15 protein-coding genes are annotated in these 16,546 nt (G+C 67.3%); 7 read left to right on the top strand and 8 right to left on the bottom strand.

The genetic code is table 11. The features are described from left to right. Positions 1 to 85: 85 nt before the first annotated feature. From C8C98_RS16345 to C8C98_RS16330, 4 genes are all read left to right on the top strand, one after another. Positions 86 to 391, top strand: a complete 306-nt coding sequence (locus C8C98_RS16345; protein WP_121456321.1) for a 2TM domain-containing protein — start codon at positions 86 to 88, stop codon at positions 389 to 391. Continuing rightward, positions 388 to 1,500: a sensor histidine kinase gene (locus tag C8C98_RS16340; protein WP_121455147.1), complete on the top strand. Its 1,113-nt coding sequence runs from the start codon at positions 388 to 390 to the stop codon at positions 1,498 to 1,500. Before C8C98_RS16345 ends, C8C98_RS16340 begins: the two co-directional genes overlap by 4 nt. Beyond that, positions 1,497 to 2,438, top strand: coding sequence for a LytTR family DNA-binding domain-containing protein (locus tag C8C98_RS16335; protein ID WP_121455146.1), 942 nt, complete (start codon positions 1,497 to 1,499; stop codon positions 2,436 to 2,438). Before C8C98_RS16340 ends, C8C98_RS16335 begins: the two co-directional genes overlap by 4 nt. 146 nt (positions 2,439 to 2,584) lie before the next feature. Next, positions 2,585 to 3,853 (top strand): putative Na+/H+ antiporter, encoded by a 1,269-nt coding sequence (locus C8C98_RS16330; protein ID WP_121455145.1) that lies wholly within the window; start codon positions 2,585 to 2,587, stop codon positions 3,851 to 3,853. Here C8C98_RS16330 and C8C98_RS16325 read toward each other — a convergent pair whose 3' ends face one another. Next, entirely contained in the window at positions 3,854 to 4,465 is a 612-nt protein-coding gene (locus tag C8C98_RS16325) for a glutathione S-transferase family protein (protein WP_121455144.1), read from the bottom strand. A gap of 124 nt (positions 4,466 to 4,589) precedes the next feature. Between C8C98_RS16325 and C8C98_RS16320 the strand changes: the two genes are divergently transcribed. Both C8C98_RS16320 and C8C98_RS16315 read left to right on the top strand, forming a co-directional pair. After that, positions 4,590 to 5,576, top strand: a complete 987-nt coding sequence (locus tag C8C98_RS16320) for a YafY family protein (RefSeq protein WP_121455143.1) — start codon at positions 4,590 to 4,592, stop codon at positions 5,574 to 5,576. Beyond that, positions 5,573 to 6,232, top strand: a complete 660-nt coding sequence (locus C8C98_RS16315) for an SMI1/KNR4 family protein (protein ID WP_121455142.1) — start codon at positions 5,573 to 5,575, stop codon at positions 6,230 to 6,232. Before C8C98_RS16320 ends, C8C98_RS16315 begins: the two co-directional genes overlap by 4 nt. Positions 6,233 to 6,245: 13 nt before the next feature. Here the strand turns inward: C8C98_RS16315 and C8C98_RS16310 are convergent, their stop codons facing one another. The 5 genes from C8C98_RS16310 to C8C98_RS16290 are packed head-to-tail and all read right to left on the bottom strand — an operon-like array spanning position 6,246 to position 10,531. Then, positions 6,246 to 6,794 carry a TIGR00725 family protein gene (locus C8C98_RS16310; protein WP_233574572.1) on the bottom strand — a complete coding sequence of 183 codons (549 nt, stop codon included), beginning with the start codon at positions 6,792 to 6,794 and terminating at the stop codon, positions 6,246 to 6,248. After that, positions 6,781 to 7,593 carry an ABC transporter permease gene (locus C8C98_RS16305; protein ID WP_121455140.1) on the bottom strand — a complete coding sequence of 271 codons (813 nt, stop codon included), beginning with the start codon at positions 7,591 to 7,593 and terminating at the stop codon, positions 6,781 to 6,783. The genes C8C98_RS16310 and C8C98_RS16305 overlap by 14 nt, the downstream gene beginning before the upstream one ends. Positions 7,594 to 7,603: 10 nt before the next feature. After that, positions 7,604 to 8,695, bottom strand: coding sequence for an extracellular solute-binding protein (locus C8C98_RS16300; protein WP_121455139.1), 1,092 nt, complete (start codon positions 8,693 to 8,695; stop codon positions 7,604 to 7,606). A gap of 43 nt (positions 8,696 to 8,738) precedes the next feature. After that, on the bottom strand, positions 8,739 to 9,767 hold the full coding sequence (locus C8C98_RS16295) for an ABC transporter ATP-binding protein (RefSeq protein ID WP_121455138.1): 1,029 nt from the start codon (positions 9,765 to 9,767) through the stop codon (positions 8,739 to 8,741). Continuing rightward, complete coding sequence (locus C8C98_RS16290) at positions 9,764 to 10,531, bottom strand: ABC transporter permease (protein WP_121455137.1); 768 nt, start codon at positions 10,529 to 10,531, stop codon at positions 9,764 to 9,766. The genes C8C98_RS16295 and C8C98_RS16290 overlap by 4 nt, the downstream gene beginning before the upstream one ends. A 179-nt stretch (positions 10,532 to 10,710) precedes the next feature. Here C8C98_RS16290 and C8C98_RS16285 point away from each other — a divergent pair, with 179 nt between their 5' ends. Further along, the gene (locus C8C98_RS16285; protein ID WP_121455136.1) at positions 10,711 to 11,622 is read left to right on the top strand and encodes a LysR substrate-binding domain-containing protein; all 912 of its coding nucleotides are present in this window, start codon (positions 10,711 to 10,713) and stop codon (positions 11,620 to 11,622) included. A gap of 28 nt (positions 11,623 to 11,650) precedes the next feature. Here the strand turns inward: C8C98_RS16285 and C8C98_RS16280 are convergent, their stop codons facing one another. Continuing rightward, complete coding sequence (locus C8C98_RS16280) at positions 11,651 to 13,204, bottom strand: efflux transporter outer membrane subunit (protein WP_121455135.1); 1,554 nt, start codon at positions 13,202 to 13,204, stop codon at positions 11,651 to 11,653. After that, a complete protein-coding gene (locus tag C8C98_RS16275; protein ID WP_121455134.1) occupies positions 13,204 to 16,365 on the bottom strand; it encodes an efflux RND transporter permease subunit in 3,162 nt (1,053 codons plus the stop codon). Before C8C98_RS16275 ends, C8C98_RS16280 begins: the two co-directional genes overlap by 1 nt. Between the last annotated feature and the right edge of the window lie 181 nt (positions 16,366 to 16,546).

The following is a 16,546-nucleotide window of genomic DNA, read 5'->3' as shown; positions in this document are numbered from 1 at the left end:
CGGAAACAACGGGGCCAGAGAAAAGCCGTCATCCACCCGTGGTTTCTCCCTAGAATCTTCCAACACTTTGATGAACCAGTCCGCCATGCCCCTGCCCCTCCCTCCCGACGCACTGGAGGCCCTGGCCCACCGGCGAGCCCAGGCCAAACTGGGTTGGTATCTGCATGCTGCGGCCTACCTGCTGGTCAACGCCGTGATGTTTGCGCTGTCTGATCGCGCATTTGGCACCCGGCCGTGGTCGGTGTATCCCCTGCTGGGCTGGGGGCTAGGGGTAGTGATGCACGGTATTTCTGTATTTGCCCTGGGCAGTGGAAGCGGGCTGCGCGAACGCATGGTGCAACGCGAGCGCGATGCCCTGCAACGTGAGCACAACCGCACGGACCGCCCATGACCCTCTGGCGCGCCACAGACTGGATCAGCAAGCTGAGGCACTTTCTGCAAGTGCTGGCGTTCACACTGGCCGTTGCCACCATCCAGTACGCCTTCATGCCAGACCGGGCCTACGGCCCGCTGGTCGTGTATTCGGTGCTGATAGGCACCTTCACCTGGGCCATCATCGACCTGGGGCGCGAGTGGATTCCTTCTGCAGCAGAGACCGGCTGGCCCGCAGGCTGGCAAGGGTTCGCCTTGGTGTTTGCAGGCATTGCCGTGGGCTATCTGGCGGGTAGCGCGCTGGCAGATGCGCTGTGTACCCACTACTTTCGGTTTACCTCCAGCGGCGCGCCCAGCCTGCGGTCATCCATCCTCATCACTGCGATGGCGGGGATAGCGGGCTCTTACTACTTCTACAGCACCCACAAATCTGCCTACCTGGAGGGCAAGATGGCCGAGGCGCGGCTGCATGCCAGCGAGGCACGCCTGAAGCTGCTGGAAACCCAGCTTGAGCCGCACATGCTCTTCAACACCCTGGCCAACCTGCGCGTGCTGATTGCCCTGGACCCGGCCCGCGCCCAGGCCATGCTCGACCACCTGATTGCCTACCTGCGCGCCACGCTGGTGGCATCGCGCGCCACCCAGCACCCCCTGGCCGACGAGTTTGACCGCCTGCGCGACTACCTGGAGCTGATGGCCGTGCGCATGGGCCCGCGCCTGCACTACACGCTGGACTTGCCCGACGCCCTACGCCAGGTGCCCGTGCCCCCGCTGCTGCTGCAGCCACTGGTAGAAAACGCCATCCGCCATGGGCTGGAGCCGCAGGTGGCGGGCGGACACATCACCGTGCGGGCCAGCATGCAGCCTAGCCCAACTTCATCGCCGCCATCGCCAGCCACCCCATACCTGGTGCTGGAAGTGGCCGACACCGGCGTGGGCCTGGGCCATGGCGCCCACCCCACGCCCGGCACCACCGACCCCGCCGCCAGCACTCACTTTGGTCTGGCCCAGGTGCGCGAGCGGCTGGCCACCCTGCACGGCAGCGCAGGCACTCTCGATTTAATAGCTGCCAGCGCTGGCGGTACCAGTGCTAGCGTGCGTTTTCCTTTAAAAAGTCAGTACCCATGACACCCGCAGCCCCGCGCGCCCTCATCGCCGAAGACGAACCTTTGCTGGCCGCCGCGCTGCAACAAGAGCTGCACACCGCTTGGCCCGAGCTGCAGATTGCCGCCACCGTGGGCGACGGCCTCTCGGCCGTGCAGCAAGCGCTGGCGCTGCAGCCCGACGTGCTGTTCTTCGACATCCGCATGCCCGGCCAGACGGGGCTGGACGCCGCCGTAGCGCTGGCAGACGCCTGGCCCGCCGACCGGCCCTTTCCGGCGCTGGTGTTTGTCACCGCCTACGACCAGTACGCCGTGCAAGCCTTTGAGGCCCAGGCGGTGGACTACCTGCTCAAGCCCGTGCAAAGCGCCCGGCTGCAAAAAACAGCGCAAAAACTGCGTCTAGCGCTTATAAATAAAGCGCAAGCAGCTACTGATTTAATAGCAATTCCAAGCATTGCCCCCCCGGCCCCGGCACACACCCAGACAGACATGCAGGCACACACGCAGGCGCTGGAGCCCAGCCTGCAACGCACCGTAGACCAGTTGCGCCAACTGCTGGCCCAGCCCAGCCTGTGGCCCGGCGCGACACCTGGCGCCCCGCTCGCACCCACGCCACTGGCAACACCGCAGCAGCCCCCGCGCCTCAACGTCATCCAGGCCAGCCACGGCAGCCAGATCCACATGGTGCCCGTGGGCGACGTGCTGTACTTTGAGGCCGCAGACAAGTACGTGCGCGTGCTCACCGCCAGCGCCGAGTACCTCATCCGCACCCCTCTCAAAGAGCTGACGGACCAACTCGACCCGCAGGAATTCTGGCAAGTGCACCGCAGCACGCTGGTGCGAGCCAGCGCCATCGCCACCGTGGTGCGCGACGAATCCGGCAAGCTGCACCTGAACCTGCGCGGACGCCCCGAACGCGTGGCCGTGAGCCGCCTCTACGCCCACCTGTTCAAGGCGATGTAGCAGCGCCCGTACGCCAGGGCGCCCTTCTCCTACGCAGGTGCACAGCCCCAGCCGTTAAAATCCCCGCTGGGTGTCTGCGCAAACCGGCGCAACAGGTACAGCGAAGGTCGGGCCGCCTCGCGGCTTTTCTACGACCGCTTGCCTGCATGAACACCCCTCTCATCCAATGGATTGCCGCCGCCCTGTTTGGCCTGGCGTTGCTGCACACCTTCTCCGTCAAATTCTTCGAGCGGCTCTCGCACCGCTACCCGCGCCACGCCGGGCTGTTTCACCTGCTCGGCGAGGTCGAGGTGGTCTTTGGCTTCTGGGCTATGGTGCTCATCGTGGCCATGGCGCTGGCTGTAGACGGCCCACAGGCCCTGCAGTACGCCGAATCGCGCAACTACACCGAGCCCCTGTTTGTGTTCGTCGTCATGGTCATCGCCGCATCGCGCCCCGTGCTGCGCACCGTGATGGCGGCCGTGGGCACGCTGGCGCGCATCACCCCCCTGCCCACCCCGCTCGTCACCGCCTGGCTTGGCCTGGCCGCCGTGCCGCTGCTGGGCTCGCTCATCACCGAGCCCGCCGCCATGACCATTGCCGCCCTCATGCTGGCCCCGCAAATCTTCCGCCCCACCGTGCCCGAGCGGCTCAAGTACCTGGCGCTGGGCGTGCTCTTCGTCAACGTGTCCATTGGCGGCACGCTCACCTCGTACGCCGCCCCCCCCGTGCTGATGGTGGCCGCCACCTGGGGCTGGGACAGCGCCTTCATGCTCACCACCTTTGGCTGGAAGGCCGCCCTGGCCGTGCTGGTCAACGCCACCGCCTGCGCCTTTGCGCTGCGCCACCACCTGCCCACGGCCGCAGCCCTGCAGGCCGATGAAGCCGCAGCCGACCAACGCCCCGTGCCCGCATCCGTCGCTGCCGTGCACATCGCCCTGCTGGCAGGTGTGGTGCTGTTTGCGCACCACCCGGTCGTGTTTTTAGGAATTTTTCTGATGTTCCTGGGCTACACCCAAGCCTACGCGCGCCACCAAAGCCCGCTCATCCTCAAAGAGGCGTTGCTGGTGGGCTTCTTCCTGGCCGGGCTGGTGGTGCTGGGCGGCATGCAGCAATGGTGGCTGCAGCCCATCGTCTCCAGCCTGCAGCCGCTGGCCCTGTTTGCCGGGGCCCTGGGCCTGACGGCCATCACCGACAACGCGGCCTTGACCTACCTGGGATCGCTCATCGAGGGCATCTCCGACCCCGCCAAGTACATGCTGGTGGCCGGCGCCGTGGCCGGCGGCGGCCTCACCGTGATCGCCAATGCCCCCAACCCGGCGGGCGTGGCCCTGCTCAAGCGCGGCTTCGCCGATGAGACGATTGGCGCAGGCGGCCTGCTGCTGGGTGCACTGGCGCCCACGGCGGTGGCGGCCGCTGCGTTCCTGCTGCTGTAATCAGTCAGCCTTCAATTGCATGGCCGGGCGCGCCTGCACCCGATCGAGCCAGGCTTGCACATGCGGGTGCGATGCCACCGGCGCACCGACGTAGACGCTGTAGCCGATGACCGCACCCACGATCAGGTCCACCAGAGAATAGTCGGCGCCCAGCATCCAGGGCTGTGCGGCCAGGCGCGCATTGAGCACGGCCAGCAACTGGTCCAGGCCACTGCGCGCAGCGGCCGCATGCACCTCGCTGCGCAACGCCTCCTCCCCCTGCGTGGCCAGGTGCAGGCGCACCAGCACCGCACCGTAGCTCACATAGGCCCAGGCGGACCAGGACAGGGCCTGCATGCGCTCGGCCGTGCCCTCCCTGGGCCACAGGCCGCGCTCCACCCCGTACTGCCCGGCCAGCCAGAAGTGGATGGCCAGGGTCTCGAACATGGGGTTGCCGTCCACCACCATGGTGGGCACCTTGCCATTGGGGTTGAGGGCCAGGAATTCGGACCGATGCTGGTCGCCGGCCTTCAGGTCCAGCGCGATGCGCTCGTGGGGAATGCCCAGTTCGACCAGCGCGCTGGCGATGGGGGTGGCGCTGGACATGGGATGCCAGTAGAGAACGATGGACATGGGAGGCTCCTTGACGTGGTTTGTTGAGGGTTCAATCCGTTTCGGCACTGCGCCGGGAACGTGGATGCAATGTAGGATACATTGCGGACAGATTCAGCCCTCAATTCGACGTACATTCATTTCCATGCTGTCTTCGACTTCCCGCCTGCTGCGCGTGCTCTCCCTGCTGCAGACCCGCAGCCACTGGGCAGGTGCCGAACTGGCCGAGCGACTGGAAATCCACCCGCGCACGCTGCGCCGCGACATCGACCGGTTGCGCGAGCTGGGCTACCCCATCCACGCCAGCAGCGGCGTGGCCGGTGGCTATGCGTTCCGCGCCGGCCAGGCCCTGCCACCGCTGCTGCTCGACGACGAGGAGGCCCTGGCCGTGGCGATCGCCCTGCGCCTGGCCACGGCCGGCACCGTGGGCGGGGTGGAGGAAAGCTCGCTGCGCGCCATGGTCAAGCTCGAACAGGTCATGCCTACGCGCCTGCGCAAGCGCATCGATGCACTGCGCTCGGCCATCCTGCCCACCGAGCATGTGGGCCCCACGGTGCATGCTGCAGTGCTCTCGGTGCTGGCCACGGCCTGCCGCGACCAGTTGCGGGTGGATTTCGCCTACCTGGACGGCAAGGGCCAGGCCAGCCAGCGCAGCGTGGAGCCGCAGGGCCTGGTGCACAGCGGCCAGCGCTGGTACCTGGTGGCCTGGGACCCGGCGCGCAGCGACTGGCGCACCTTCCGCATCGACCGCATGGCCGGGGATGCGACGGCGGGGGCCCACTTCGCGCCCCGGCCCGGCCCGGACGGAGGGAACCTGCGCGCCTATGTCTCGCGCTCGGTGGCGCTGTCGCAGTACCCGCAGCAGGCGCGCGTCGTGCTGCACCAGCCGCACGCCACAATGGCGCGGCGCATACCGCCGTCGGCCGGCGTGCTGGAGGCGCTGGACGACGCAAGCTGCGTCCTGTCCTGCGGCGCCCACCAGCAAAGCACGCTGGTGCACTGGCTGCTGGCACTGGACGTGGAATTCGAGGTATTGGAGCCGCCCAGTCTGCGCGACCTGCTGCAGGCCGCCATCGAGCGCGTGGCGCGTGGCCTGGCGCGCAGGTCTGGCAGCATAAAGCCCTTGCAATGAGCCAGCACAACACCATGCCACCCCTGCCCTACCCCGACCTGTTCCAGATGCTGGGCCGCCCGCTCACACCCACGGATGCGGTGGACCCGCATGCCATTGCACGGGCAGAACAGTCCCTGGACCTCACGGTGCCACAGGCGCTGCGGGCTTTCTACCTGCTGGCCGGCAACGCGCACGACTTCACCACCGTGTACGACCAGTTCCTGCCGCCAGCCGACTGGAGCGTGCAGGACGGCAAACTGGTGTTCCTGGAAGAAAACCAGGATGTGGTGCGCTATGGCGTGGACTGCGGTGCCGCGGCGGGCGACGACCCTTGCGTGTGGATCACCACCACGGGCGATGCCACGCAGTGGCACCTCGTGTGCGAGCAGTGCTCGGAATTCCTCGCCACCATGCTGGTCTGGCAGGCCACCTTTGGCGAAGCGCTGCCGCATGCTGCTTCGGGTCTGGCGGGACCCGCAACCTTGCGCATGCTCGACACCCATTGGCACCATGCAGGCACGGTCAACGAAATGCGCGCCTATGTCCAGCCCGGGCATGCCGCCTGCCTGGTGGAGTGGAGCGATGGCATGCGGGTCTTCGTGGGTGCGCTGGGCGATGAGGCACTGTGGGCCCTGGAGGATGCGCTGGACGTGACCCTGCAAGCAGACGACTGATCGCAGTGCACCACTATGCCAGCAGACAGTCCAGCACCTTGGCCAGCAGGTCGTCCAGGCCGCTGGCGGGCACGGCCCCCGGCAGCGCCACGCCGCCGTACAGCACGAACACGGGCTTGCCCCACTTGAGGCCCATGGCCATCTCCGACAAGGTGCCCATGTTGCTGCCGATGGCCACCAGACAGACGCCTGCGCGCGCGATGATGGCATTGCGCATCTCCCCCATGCCGGTGGGCACAGCCACGCTCAACCACGCATTGGCCTGGGAGTCATCGTCCTCAGGCAGGATGCCGACGGCCATGCCCCCAGCCTCGGTCGCCCCGCGCGATGCGGCGGCCATGACCCCACCACGCCCGCCGCAGATCACCACCATGCCGGCGCCCGCCAGCGCATGCGCCACAGCATAGGCGGCGGCGCACTCGGCCTCGTTGGCATCGCCCGGCCCGATCACGGCCACCGGCTGGCGGTGGCGCCCAGAGCTCTTCTGCTTCGCGGCCAGACGCTGCAGCGCCTGTACCACCGGCGCCGGCCAGGCCGCCATGGGCCGTTCAATGGCCTGCATTGCGCTCGCGCCTTCGCGTAAAGACATCACCCACTCCCATCACCACCACACACACCACCATCAGCACCAGCGACAAGGCCGCTGCCACCGCGAAATCCGACCCGCCATCACTGACCTGCGCCAGCAGCATCAGCGGAAGGATGTTGAGCTGCGTGCCCACTAGCGCCAGCGCCGTGCCGTAGGTGCCCATGGCGATCGCTGCCACCATGCAGGCGTTGGACAGCACCGAGGGCAGCACCTCGGGCACCACCGTGTCCCAGAAGGCCCGCGCGCGCGACGCGCCCAGCGTGCGCGCGGCCTGCACCGGGCGCAGGTCCAGGTTGGCGAACACCGGGTACAGCGACAGCGCCACGCGCGGGATCAGGTAGTAGGCATAGGCCACGCCCAGGCCCGAGACGCTGTAGATCCAGCTGCCGATCACGGCCGGGTCACCACCCAGGCCCGCCAGCAATTGCGTGACGAAGCCCGCGCGCCCGAAGGCCAGGATGAAGCCGTAGGCGATCACCAGGCCCGAGAAGGCCAGTGGCAGGCCCAGCAGGGTCATCATCCACTGGCGCCGCGATGGAACCTGTCGTGCCAGTTCGATGGCGATGCAGGTGCCCACCAGCGCCGACACCGCGCCCGCCGCCAGCCCCAGGGCCAGCGTGTTGCGCAGCGCACCGAGGAACAACGGGTTGCCGAACAACCGCGCGAAGGCACTGCCGCCGTCGCCGAAGGCCTCGGGCAACAGCGCGGCCAGCGGCACCGCGAAAAAAAGCGCCATGAAGGCCCATGCGGGCCAGGCGCCGAAGCGTCGCATGCCGGCGAACCTACTTGCTGCCCAGTGCGGCCAGGGCCCACAGGCGGTCCACCTCGGCCTTGCGTTCAGAGGCCTTGACCACGTCAAGCGGGCGGATCTGCGGTGCAGAGGGCATCTTCGCGGCCACGTCGGCGGACAGCGGCGTGCCCGGCACGGCAGGGCGCACGAAGCCCTGGGCGAACAACGACTGACCGGCCTCGCTCATGATGAAGTTGAGCCAGAGCTTGCCGGCATTGGGGTTGGGGCCATTCTTCACCAGGCTGATTGCATAAGGCGCGGCCACGCTGGCCTCCTTGGGGATCACCACCTCGACCGCATCGCCCATGCCGTCGACATGCTTGGCCTTGAGGCCATCGTTCTCGTAGCTGATCCAGACGGGAATCTCCCCCTTCAAGAACTTGGCGTAGGGCGTGGTGCCCTCCACCCGCAGCACGTTGCCGGCCGCATGCAGCTTGCCCAGGTAGTCGGTGCCGGGCTGCACGTTGTCCACGCTGCCGCCGTTGGCGTAGGCTGCAGCAAAGGTCAGCACCTGGCCGATGCCGGTGGAGCGCGGGTCCAGGTAGACCACCGTGTTCTTGAACTCGGGCTTGAGCAGGTCGGGCCAGCCGCTGGGCACGTTCTTCACCAGCTTCTTGTTGACCAGGAAGGCGATGTTGAGCGTGTGGATGGTGAACCAGCGGCCCTCGGCCTCGCGGAACACCGGCGGCAGCTTGTCGAAGTTGACGGGCTTGAAGGGGGCGACCACGTCCTTCTTCGCCGCGTCGACGGCCGATGCCGCGAAGTAATAGGCGGTGTCGGCCTGGGGGCGGCGTTTGGTCTTTTCGAGCGCCACCACGGTGGCGGCGGAGCCGAGGTCGTTGTAGGTCAGCTCGATCTCGGGGTAGCGCTTCTTGAAGTCACGGAACAGCGACTTCCAGTTGGCCCACTCGGGCCCCGTGTCGAACGATACGCACAGGCCTTCCTTCTGCGCCTCGGCATACAGCGCTTTTTCGCCCACATAGAGTTCGGGGCCGTCGAAGGCAAAGGCGGTGCGGGCGGCAAGCGTTGCGAATGACAGTACAGGCAATGCGCCGGCGGCCTGGATCAGTTGTCTGCGTTGCATGGTGGCTCCTCGGTGAGGTGGGTTGGGAGAGAAACGATCGGGATCAGTGGTCAAGAAGGCGGATGTGCTCGGGCGCGATGGCAATGGCTTGAACCGCCGGTACGGGGGACTCGGCCAGGAAGGGCTTGGCCGCGCCGGGCACCTCGAAGTCGTAGCGCGTGAGCGCGCCCAGGTAGCGCTGGGCACCAGTGCGCCCGGCCAGGCGGTTCACGCTGTCCGGCGATGGGTCAGGCCGGATATGCTCGGGGCGCACCAGCACGTGCACCTGGGCGCCTGCAGCGCGGGTGCCCGTGCCGGCCGCCAGTTGGGCAAACCCCAGGTCGAGGCGTCCGGGCGATAGCACTTTGGCAGACAGGATGGTCGAGAGGCCGACGAACTCGGCCACGGCGCGGCTGGCGGGCTGCTCATAGATATCGCGCGGGGTGGCTATCTGCAGCAGCCGGCCATCCTTGAGCATGGCCACGCGGTCGGCCATCACAAGCGCCTCTTCCTGGTCGTGCGTGACCAGCAGCGTGGTGGCGCCAAAGCGCTGCTGGATGGCGCGGATCTCGTCGCGCAGATGGCCGCGCACGCTGGCATCGAGGGCAGAGAGCGGCTCGTCGAGCAGCAGCGCCAAGGGGTCGATGGCCAGTGCACGGGCCAGTGCCACCCGCTGCTGCTGCCCGCCCGAGAGCTGGGCAATGCCGCGCTGTGCGTACTCCGCCAGCCCCACGATGTCGAGCAGTTCCTGCGCGCGCCGGTGGCGCTCGGCCGTGGCCACCTTGCGCAGCTTCAGACCATAGGCCACGTTGTCGAGCACCGACAGGTGCGGGAACAGCGCATAGCTCTGGAACACCATGCCCATGCGGCGCTCATGCACCGGTGTGCGGGACATGTCCTTGCCATCGAAGGCGATGTGGCCCGTGTGGCCGGTCGTGAGCCCCGACACCAGTTGGAGCAGCGTGGACTTGCCCGAGCCGCTGGGCCCGATCACCGCCACCAGCTCACCAGTGCGTACCTGCAGCGACACCCCGTGCAGGCCGTGCGCACTGCCCGGGTAGTGGTAGCTGACGTTGTCGAGGACGAGGCTCATGGGCGCTGCTTTACCAAAGAGGAGGACAGGAGAGCCGATGCGCCGGCCAGCACCAGCAGGATCACCGTGGCGGCGCAGGCAAAGCCCGTGGCACCGTAGAAGGCCTGCAGCAGCACGACCGGGTAGGTGCGGTTCTGGAAGCTGGTGAGCAGGTTGGACACGCCGAATTCGCCCACCGAGATGGCGGCCACCATGACCAGCCCGCTGATCAGGCTCTGGCGCAGGCTGGGCAGCACGATGCCGGTGAACTGCTGCCAGCGCGAGGCGCCCAGCGTGGCCGCAGCCTGCTCGAGCCGGCCAAGGTCCAGGTGGCGCAGATCGGTCAGCAGAGTGTTGCTAAGGTAGGGCAGCGTGAGGATGGCGTGCGCGGCAATGAGCAACGGCATGGAGCCGAGCCAGGGCGCCAGATCGGTGTTGAACACCACCATGTAGCCAAAGGCCAGGGTGATGGCCGGCACGGCCACCGGCATGGCGCTCACGATGCGCGCCGCCAGCCCACCACCACGCCGTGCGCCGTGGTACAGCGCATAGGCCAGCGGCAGGGCCAGCACGGTGTTGATGGCGCAGGCGGCCATGGCCACCACCAGGCTGCTCATGAAGGCCTTGCGGAACGAGGTGTCCTGCCACAGGTCGAGGTACCACTGGCCCGTGGTGCCCGTGGGCAGCAGCGTGTTGGTCCAGTTGCCGCCCACGCTACCGACCATGAGCAGTGCGATGGGCAGCAGCAGGTAAAGACCGTAGATGAGGGAAATGCCGCGAACCAAAGGTTCTCTCCGATACTCTTGTTGCCCGGAACACTTTCCGGATACGCTACTGTCGGCAAAGGCATGCCGCAATGCCAGCCAAATTCTAGGGAGCAAAGACCCATAGATGGGTGAAACTTGGATGAAGACACTTGAGCAATTGGAAAGCGTTTTTCACACTGCTTTCATCAAACCCGTATATGAAACGCGACTGCCCCACCATCCAGGAACTGCTGGCCTTTGACGCCGTGGCCCGGCACCAGAGCATCACCCTCGCCTCGGGCGCACTGTGCATCACGGCCAGCGCGGTCAGCAAACAGATCGCGGGGCTGGAGGCCTTTCTGGGCCGCCAGTTGCTGCAAAAGAGTGGCCGCGGCGTGGAGCTCACCCCGCAGGGCCGCGTGTACTGGCAGAAGATTTCGGGCGGGCTGCGCGCCATCGAGGCAGCCACCTTCGAGGCCCGCTCGGGCGATGCGGGCGCAGGCCTGCTCACGCTGGCCAGCGTGCCCACCTTCCTCACCAAGTGGCTGATTCCGCGCCTGCCCGCCTTCAGCCAGCAAAGCCGCCACGTGATGCTCAGCTTCAGCCGCCACCTGGAGCCCAGCGACGGCATACCGGCCGGCGTGGACGCCGCCATCCGCTACGGGCCTGACGGCTGGCCGGGCGTGGTGTCTGAATACATCGCAGGGCGCGAGTTCGTGCTCATCGTGGCGCGCAGCCTGGTCGAGGGGCGCCACCGCATCGCCCAGCCGGCCGACATCCTGGGCCACACCCTGCTGCACCACGAGGGCGCCCCCACGGCTTGGCGGCAGTGGGCCGCGCAGCATGGCGTGCCCGAGGTGCAGACCCTGGCGGGCCCGCGCTTTGCCCAGTATTCGGCGCTGATCCAGGCCGCCTTGAATGGCCTGGGCATCGCACTGGTACCTGCACTCCTGGTGCAAAAGGAGTTTGCCGAAGGCTCGCTGCTGAGCCCTTGCGGTAGCGCCATCCACGTGGACCAGGGCCACTACCTGTGCTACCGGCCCGACCGTATGGACCTGCCAGCATTTGCAGCGTTCCGCGAGTGGCTGCTGGCGGAAGGCGCGCGGTCGCGTGGCGCGTCGGCCGTCTGATGGCCGCTACAAGAGCCCAAGGCATGGGTCAGCGCACACGCGGCGCCCAGCTCCCCGCCACGTTCTTAAGCAGCGTGTTCACGGACGCCAGTCGGCGGTTTTTAACGTCTATCAGGCTGCGCTGCGCCGATAGCACCGAAGCCTGGGCGGTAATGACGTTCAGATACCCCACGGTGCCCGCGCGGTACTGATTGCTCACCACATCCAGCGCGCGCTGGGCGGCGGCCAGGGCTTCGGTTTGCAGTTGCTGCTCTTGCGCCAGGGCGGTGGCAGCGGTCAGGTTGTCTTCCACCTCTTGCAGGGCCGTGAGCACCGTTTGGCGGTAGGTGGCGGCGGCTTGTTCGTTGGCGGCGCGGGCAGATTCCACGGCGGCAGTGCGGGCACCGCCATCGAACAGCGACAGCGCCAACTGCGGCCCCAGCGACCAGAACAGGTTGGGGGCGTTGAACAGGTTGGACAGCTCCGAGCCCCGGTACCCCGCCGTGCCCGACAGCGTGAGCGCCGGAAAGAACGCGGCCTGGGCCACGCCGATTTGCGCGTTGGCGGCGGCCACGCGGCGCTCAGCAGCGGCGATGTCGGGGCGGCGCTCTAGCAACTGCGATGGCAACTGGGCGGGCACCACGGGCGGCTGGGGCAGCCCGCCGGTGGCAGGCAGGCTGAAGCTGGCGGGGGCTTGGCCCAGCAGGGCGGCCAGGGCGTGCTCTAGCTGGGTGCGGTTGCTTTCAGATTCGAGCAGTTGCACCTGGGTGGATTTGTATTGCGACTCGGCCTGCGCCACATCGGCCACCGAGGCCACGCCCGCTTGCTGGCGGTTTCGTGTCAGCTCCCAGCTTCGGTCATAGGCTTGCAGCGTCTCGCGCAGGATGTGCGCATTGGCCTCTGCGGCACGCAATGAAAAATAGGTTTGCGCCACGCTGGCCTGCACCGACAGGCGGGCAGCGGCCAGATCGTCGGCGCTGGCCTGGGCGCTGGCGCGGGCCGCATCCACGGTGCCTGCAATGCGGCCCCACAGGTCCAACTCCCAGCTGGCATTGAGGCCGATGGAGTGGCTGGTGCTGATGCGGGCGGTGCTGCTGCCATCGGCCGCCTGGCTGCCGCTGCGCGCACGCGATGTGCTGGCGCTGGTGCCCAGCGTGGGGCCCTGGCTGGCGCGGCTGCTGGCCACGGCGGCCTGGGCAGCGCGCAGGCGGGCCAGCGACAAGGCAATGTTCTGGTTGCCGCTGGCGGCCTGCGCTTGCAGGGTGTTGAGCGTGGCGTCGCCGTACAGCGTCCACCACGCGGCGGGCACTTCTGCGCCGGGCTGCCCGGCTGGGCCAGATGGGCCAGATTGGGCGGGTTGCCACACTCCGCCGGCCGTGGCGGCCAGGGCTTCCTTGTAGTGGGCGGGCACCGTTTGGGTGGGGCGCTCGTACACCGCAGGGGTGCTGCAAGCGGCCAGCACGGCTGCGGCCAGCAGGGTGGGTACGCAACGCCAGGCAGCAGGCGATAAGGCAAAGGCCAAGGCAAAGACCAAGGACGGAGATGCGGTAGAGGGAAGCTCCGCAGAGGGTTGTGCGGCAGACGAGGTGGACAAGGCAGGCATCAATCGTTTCCTTCAAGCGCAGGGGCCGCAGAGGTGGGCACGGCGGGTACGGCGGCCTGGGGCGAGCGCCCCCGCAGGCGGCGCACGGTGCGCAGCACGCGCTGGCGCAAGCGGTCAAGCGCGACATACACCACGGGCGTGGTGTACAGCGTGAGCCACTGGCTGACCAGCAAGCCGCCCACCACGGCAATGCCCAGGGGCTGGCGCAGCTCGGCCCCATCAGCGCGGTTGATGGCCAGGGGCAGCGCACCAAAAATGGCGGCCAGGGTGGTCATAAGGATGGGGCGCAGGCGCAGGCTGCAGGCGCGGTAGATGGACTGCGCGGCAGTGATGTGCCCCGTGCGCTGCCGCACCAGCGCAAAGTCAATCATCATGATCGCGTTCTTCTTGACGATGCCAATGAGCAAGATGACGCCGATGAGCGCGATGAGCGAGAACTCGGTTTTGAACCACATCAGCGCCAGCAACGCCCCCACCCCGGCCGAGGGCAGCGTGGACAGGATGGTGATGGGGTGCACCAGGTTTTCATACAAGATGCCCAGCACCAGGTAGATGGTGATGATGGCCGCCAGAATGAGCAGCGGCTGCCCGGCCAGTGCCGACTGGAACGCGCCCGCCGTGCCGCTAAAGCTGCCCCGAATGCCCACGGGCACGCCCAGCTCGGCCACGGCGTTGTTCACCGCGTCGGCCGCCTGCGACAGCGACACGCCCGGCGCCAGGCTAAAGCTGATGGTGCTGGCAGGCGTGCCCCGCTCGTGGTTGACGGACAGCGGTGTGTTGGTGGTGGTGATGCGTGCAAACGCGGTGAGCGGCACCTGCTGCCCTGCACTGTTCACAAAGAAGAAGCCGCGCAGCGTCTCGGGGCTTTGCAAATATTGCGGCGCGGCTTCCATCACCACGCGGTACTGGTTCAGGGGGTTGTAGATGACGCCCACTTGACGCTGGCCAAAGGCGTCGTTCAAGGTGGCGTCAATCTGCGCCATGGTCAGCCCCGCGCGCGTGGCGGCGTCGCGGTCGATGACCAGCGTGGTTTGCAGGCCGTAGTCGGCCACGTCGCTGTTCACGTCTTCCAGCTCGGGCAGTTGCGACAAGGCCTGGCGGATGCGTGGCTCCCAGGTGCGCAGCTCGGCAATGTCGTCAGCCTGCAGCGTGTAGTCAAACGACGCGCTGCTTTGCCGCCCGCCAATGCGAATATCGCGCTGCGGCGACATGAACAGGCGGGCGCCGGGCTCGTTCTTGAGCTGCTCGCGCAGCCGCGCAATGACGGCCTCTGAGGACTCTTGCCCCGGCCCGCGCTTGAGCGTCATGAACATCATCGCTGCATTGCGCTGCCAGCCCCCGGTGGAGCCTGTGACGTATTCCACCGCCGGGTCGGCCTGCACAATCGACAAAAAGCGCTGCAGCCGCTGCTCCATGGCTTGGTACGACGTGGCTTGGTCGGCCCGGATAAAGCCAGAGATGCGGCCCGTGTCCTGCTCGGGCATGAAGCCTTTGTCGATGGCGGTGTAGAGGTACACGTTCAAACCCACCACGCCCGCCAGCACCAGCAGCACCACCGGCTGGTGGCGCAGGCACCAGGCCAGGCTGTGGCGGTAGCCCCGCAGGCCACGGGCCTGCAAGCCATCGACCCACCGCGAAAAGCGCGCCCACCACCCCGTGCGCGGCGCAGCCTGTGCAGGCGCGGGGTGCTTGAGCAAGGCCGCGCACATCATGGGCGTGGTGGTGAGCGACACCAGCAGCGACACCAAAATGGCCGCCGACATGACGATGGCGAATTCACGAAAGAACCGGCCCACGATGCCGCCCATGAACAGGATGGGCACAAACACGGCGATGAGCGAGATGCTCATGGACACGACGGTGAAGCCGATCTCGCGCGCGCCGTCGAGCGACGCCTGCAGCGCAGACTTGCCCCGCTCCATGTGGCGCATGATGTTTTCGAGCACCACGATGGCGTCGTCCACCACAAAACCGGTGGCAATGGTCAGCGCCATGAGCGAGAGGTTGTCGAGCGTGTAACCCGCCAGGTACATCACACCAAACGTGCCCGCCAGCGACACCGGCACGGCCACCGCCGGGATAAGCGTGGCGCGCCCATTGCGCAAGAACAGAAACACCACCAGGATGACCAGCGCCACGGCGATGAGCAGCGCGCGCTCCACCTCTTTGACCGAGGCGCGCAGCGTGGGCGTGCGGTCGGAGACGATCTCAATGTCGATGGCCGCCGGGATGGACGCCTTTAGCTGCGGCAGCATGGCGCGCACGCGGTCTACCGCCTCCAGGATATTGGCGCCGGGCTGCTTGAACACCTGCAGCAAGATGGCAGGCTTGCCGTTGGCCACGCCAAAGTTGCGCACGTCCTGCACCGAGTCCGTGACATCGGCCACGTCGGACAGGCGAATGGCGTTGCCGTCCTTCCAGCGCAGCACCAGCGGCGCATAGTCAGCCGCCACGCGGGCTTGGTCGTTGGCGGCGATTTGCCAGTAGTGGTCTTCGCGCTCCACCGCGCCCAGGGGGCGGTTGGCGTTGGTGGTGCTGATGGCACTGCGCACCTGCTCCAGCGACACGCCGTTGGCCGCCAGCCGCACCGGGTCGAGCGACACGCGCACCGCAGGCAGCGCCCCGCCGCTCACGCTGGCCTGCCCTACCCCTTCGACCTGCGAGAGCTTTTGCGCCAGCACCGTGGAAGCCGCGTCGTACATCTGCCCGCGCGTGAGCGAGCCGGACGTGAGCGCCAGGATCATGATGGGCGAATCGGCCGGGTTGACCTTGCGGTAGGTCGGGTTGCTGGGCATGCCCGTGGGCAGCAGCGTGCGCGCGGCGTTGATGGCGGCTTGCACGTCGCGCGCGGCGCTGTCCACGTCGCGGTTCAGGTCAAACTGCAGGGTGATGCTAGTGCTGCCCAGGATGGAGCGCGAGGTGATTTCGTTGACCCCGGCGATGGAGCCCAGCGCCCGCTCTAGCGGTGTGGCTACGGTGGCGGCGACGGTGTCGGGGCTGGCACCTGGCAGGCTGGCGCTGACGGAGATGGTGGGGTAGTCGACCTGCGGCAGTGGAGCGACGGGCAGGAGAAAGTACGACACCGCGCCCACCAGGGCCAGGCCCAGGGTGAGGAGCATGGTGGCGATGGGGCGGTGGATGAAGGGGGTGGAGAGGCTCATGGGGTGGGCCTCTGGGTTTTAGAATGTTTTTGGGCTCTAGCACTTATGAAATAAGCGCAGGAAGCTATTAAATTAATAGCACCCGCATGCAATGCCACCGCCCGTTGGGGCTGAGCCTGTCGAAGCCGGGGCTTGCTCGCTGATCTTGCGGCGTGCCTGATTTGAGGGCGGGTGCCGGGAT

Source organism: Acidovorax sp. 106 (genome assembly GCF_003663825.1).
GTDB lineage: Bacteria > Pseudomonadota > Gammaproteobacteria > Burkholderiales > Burkholderiaceae_C > Acidovorax.
This window is presented reverse-complemented; position numbering and strand designations above follow the sequence as displayed.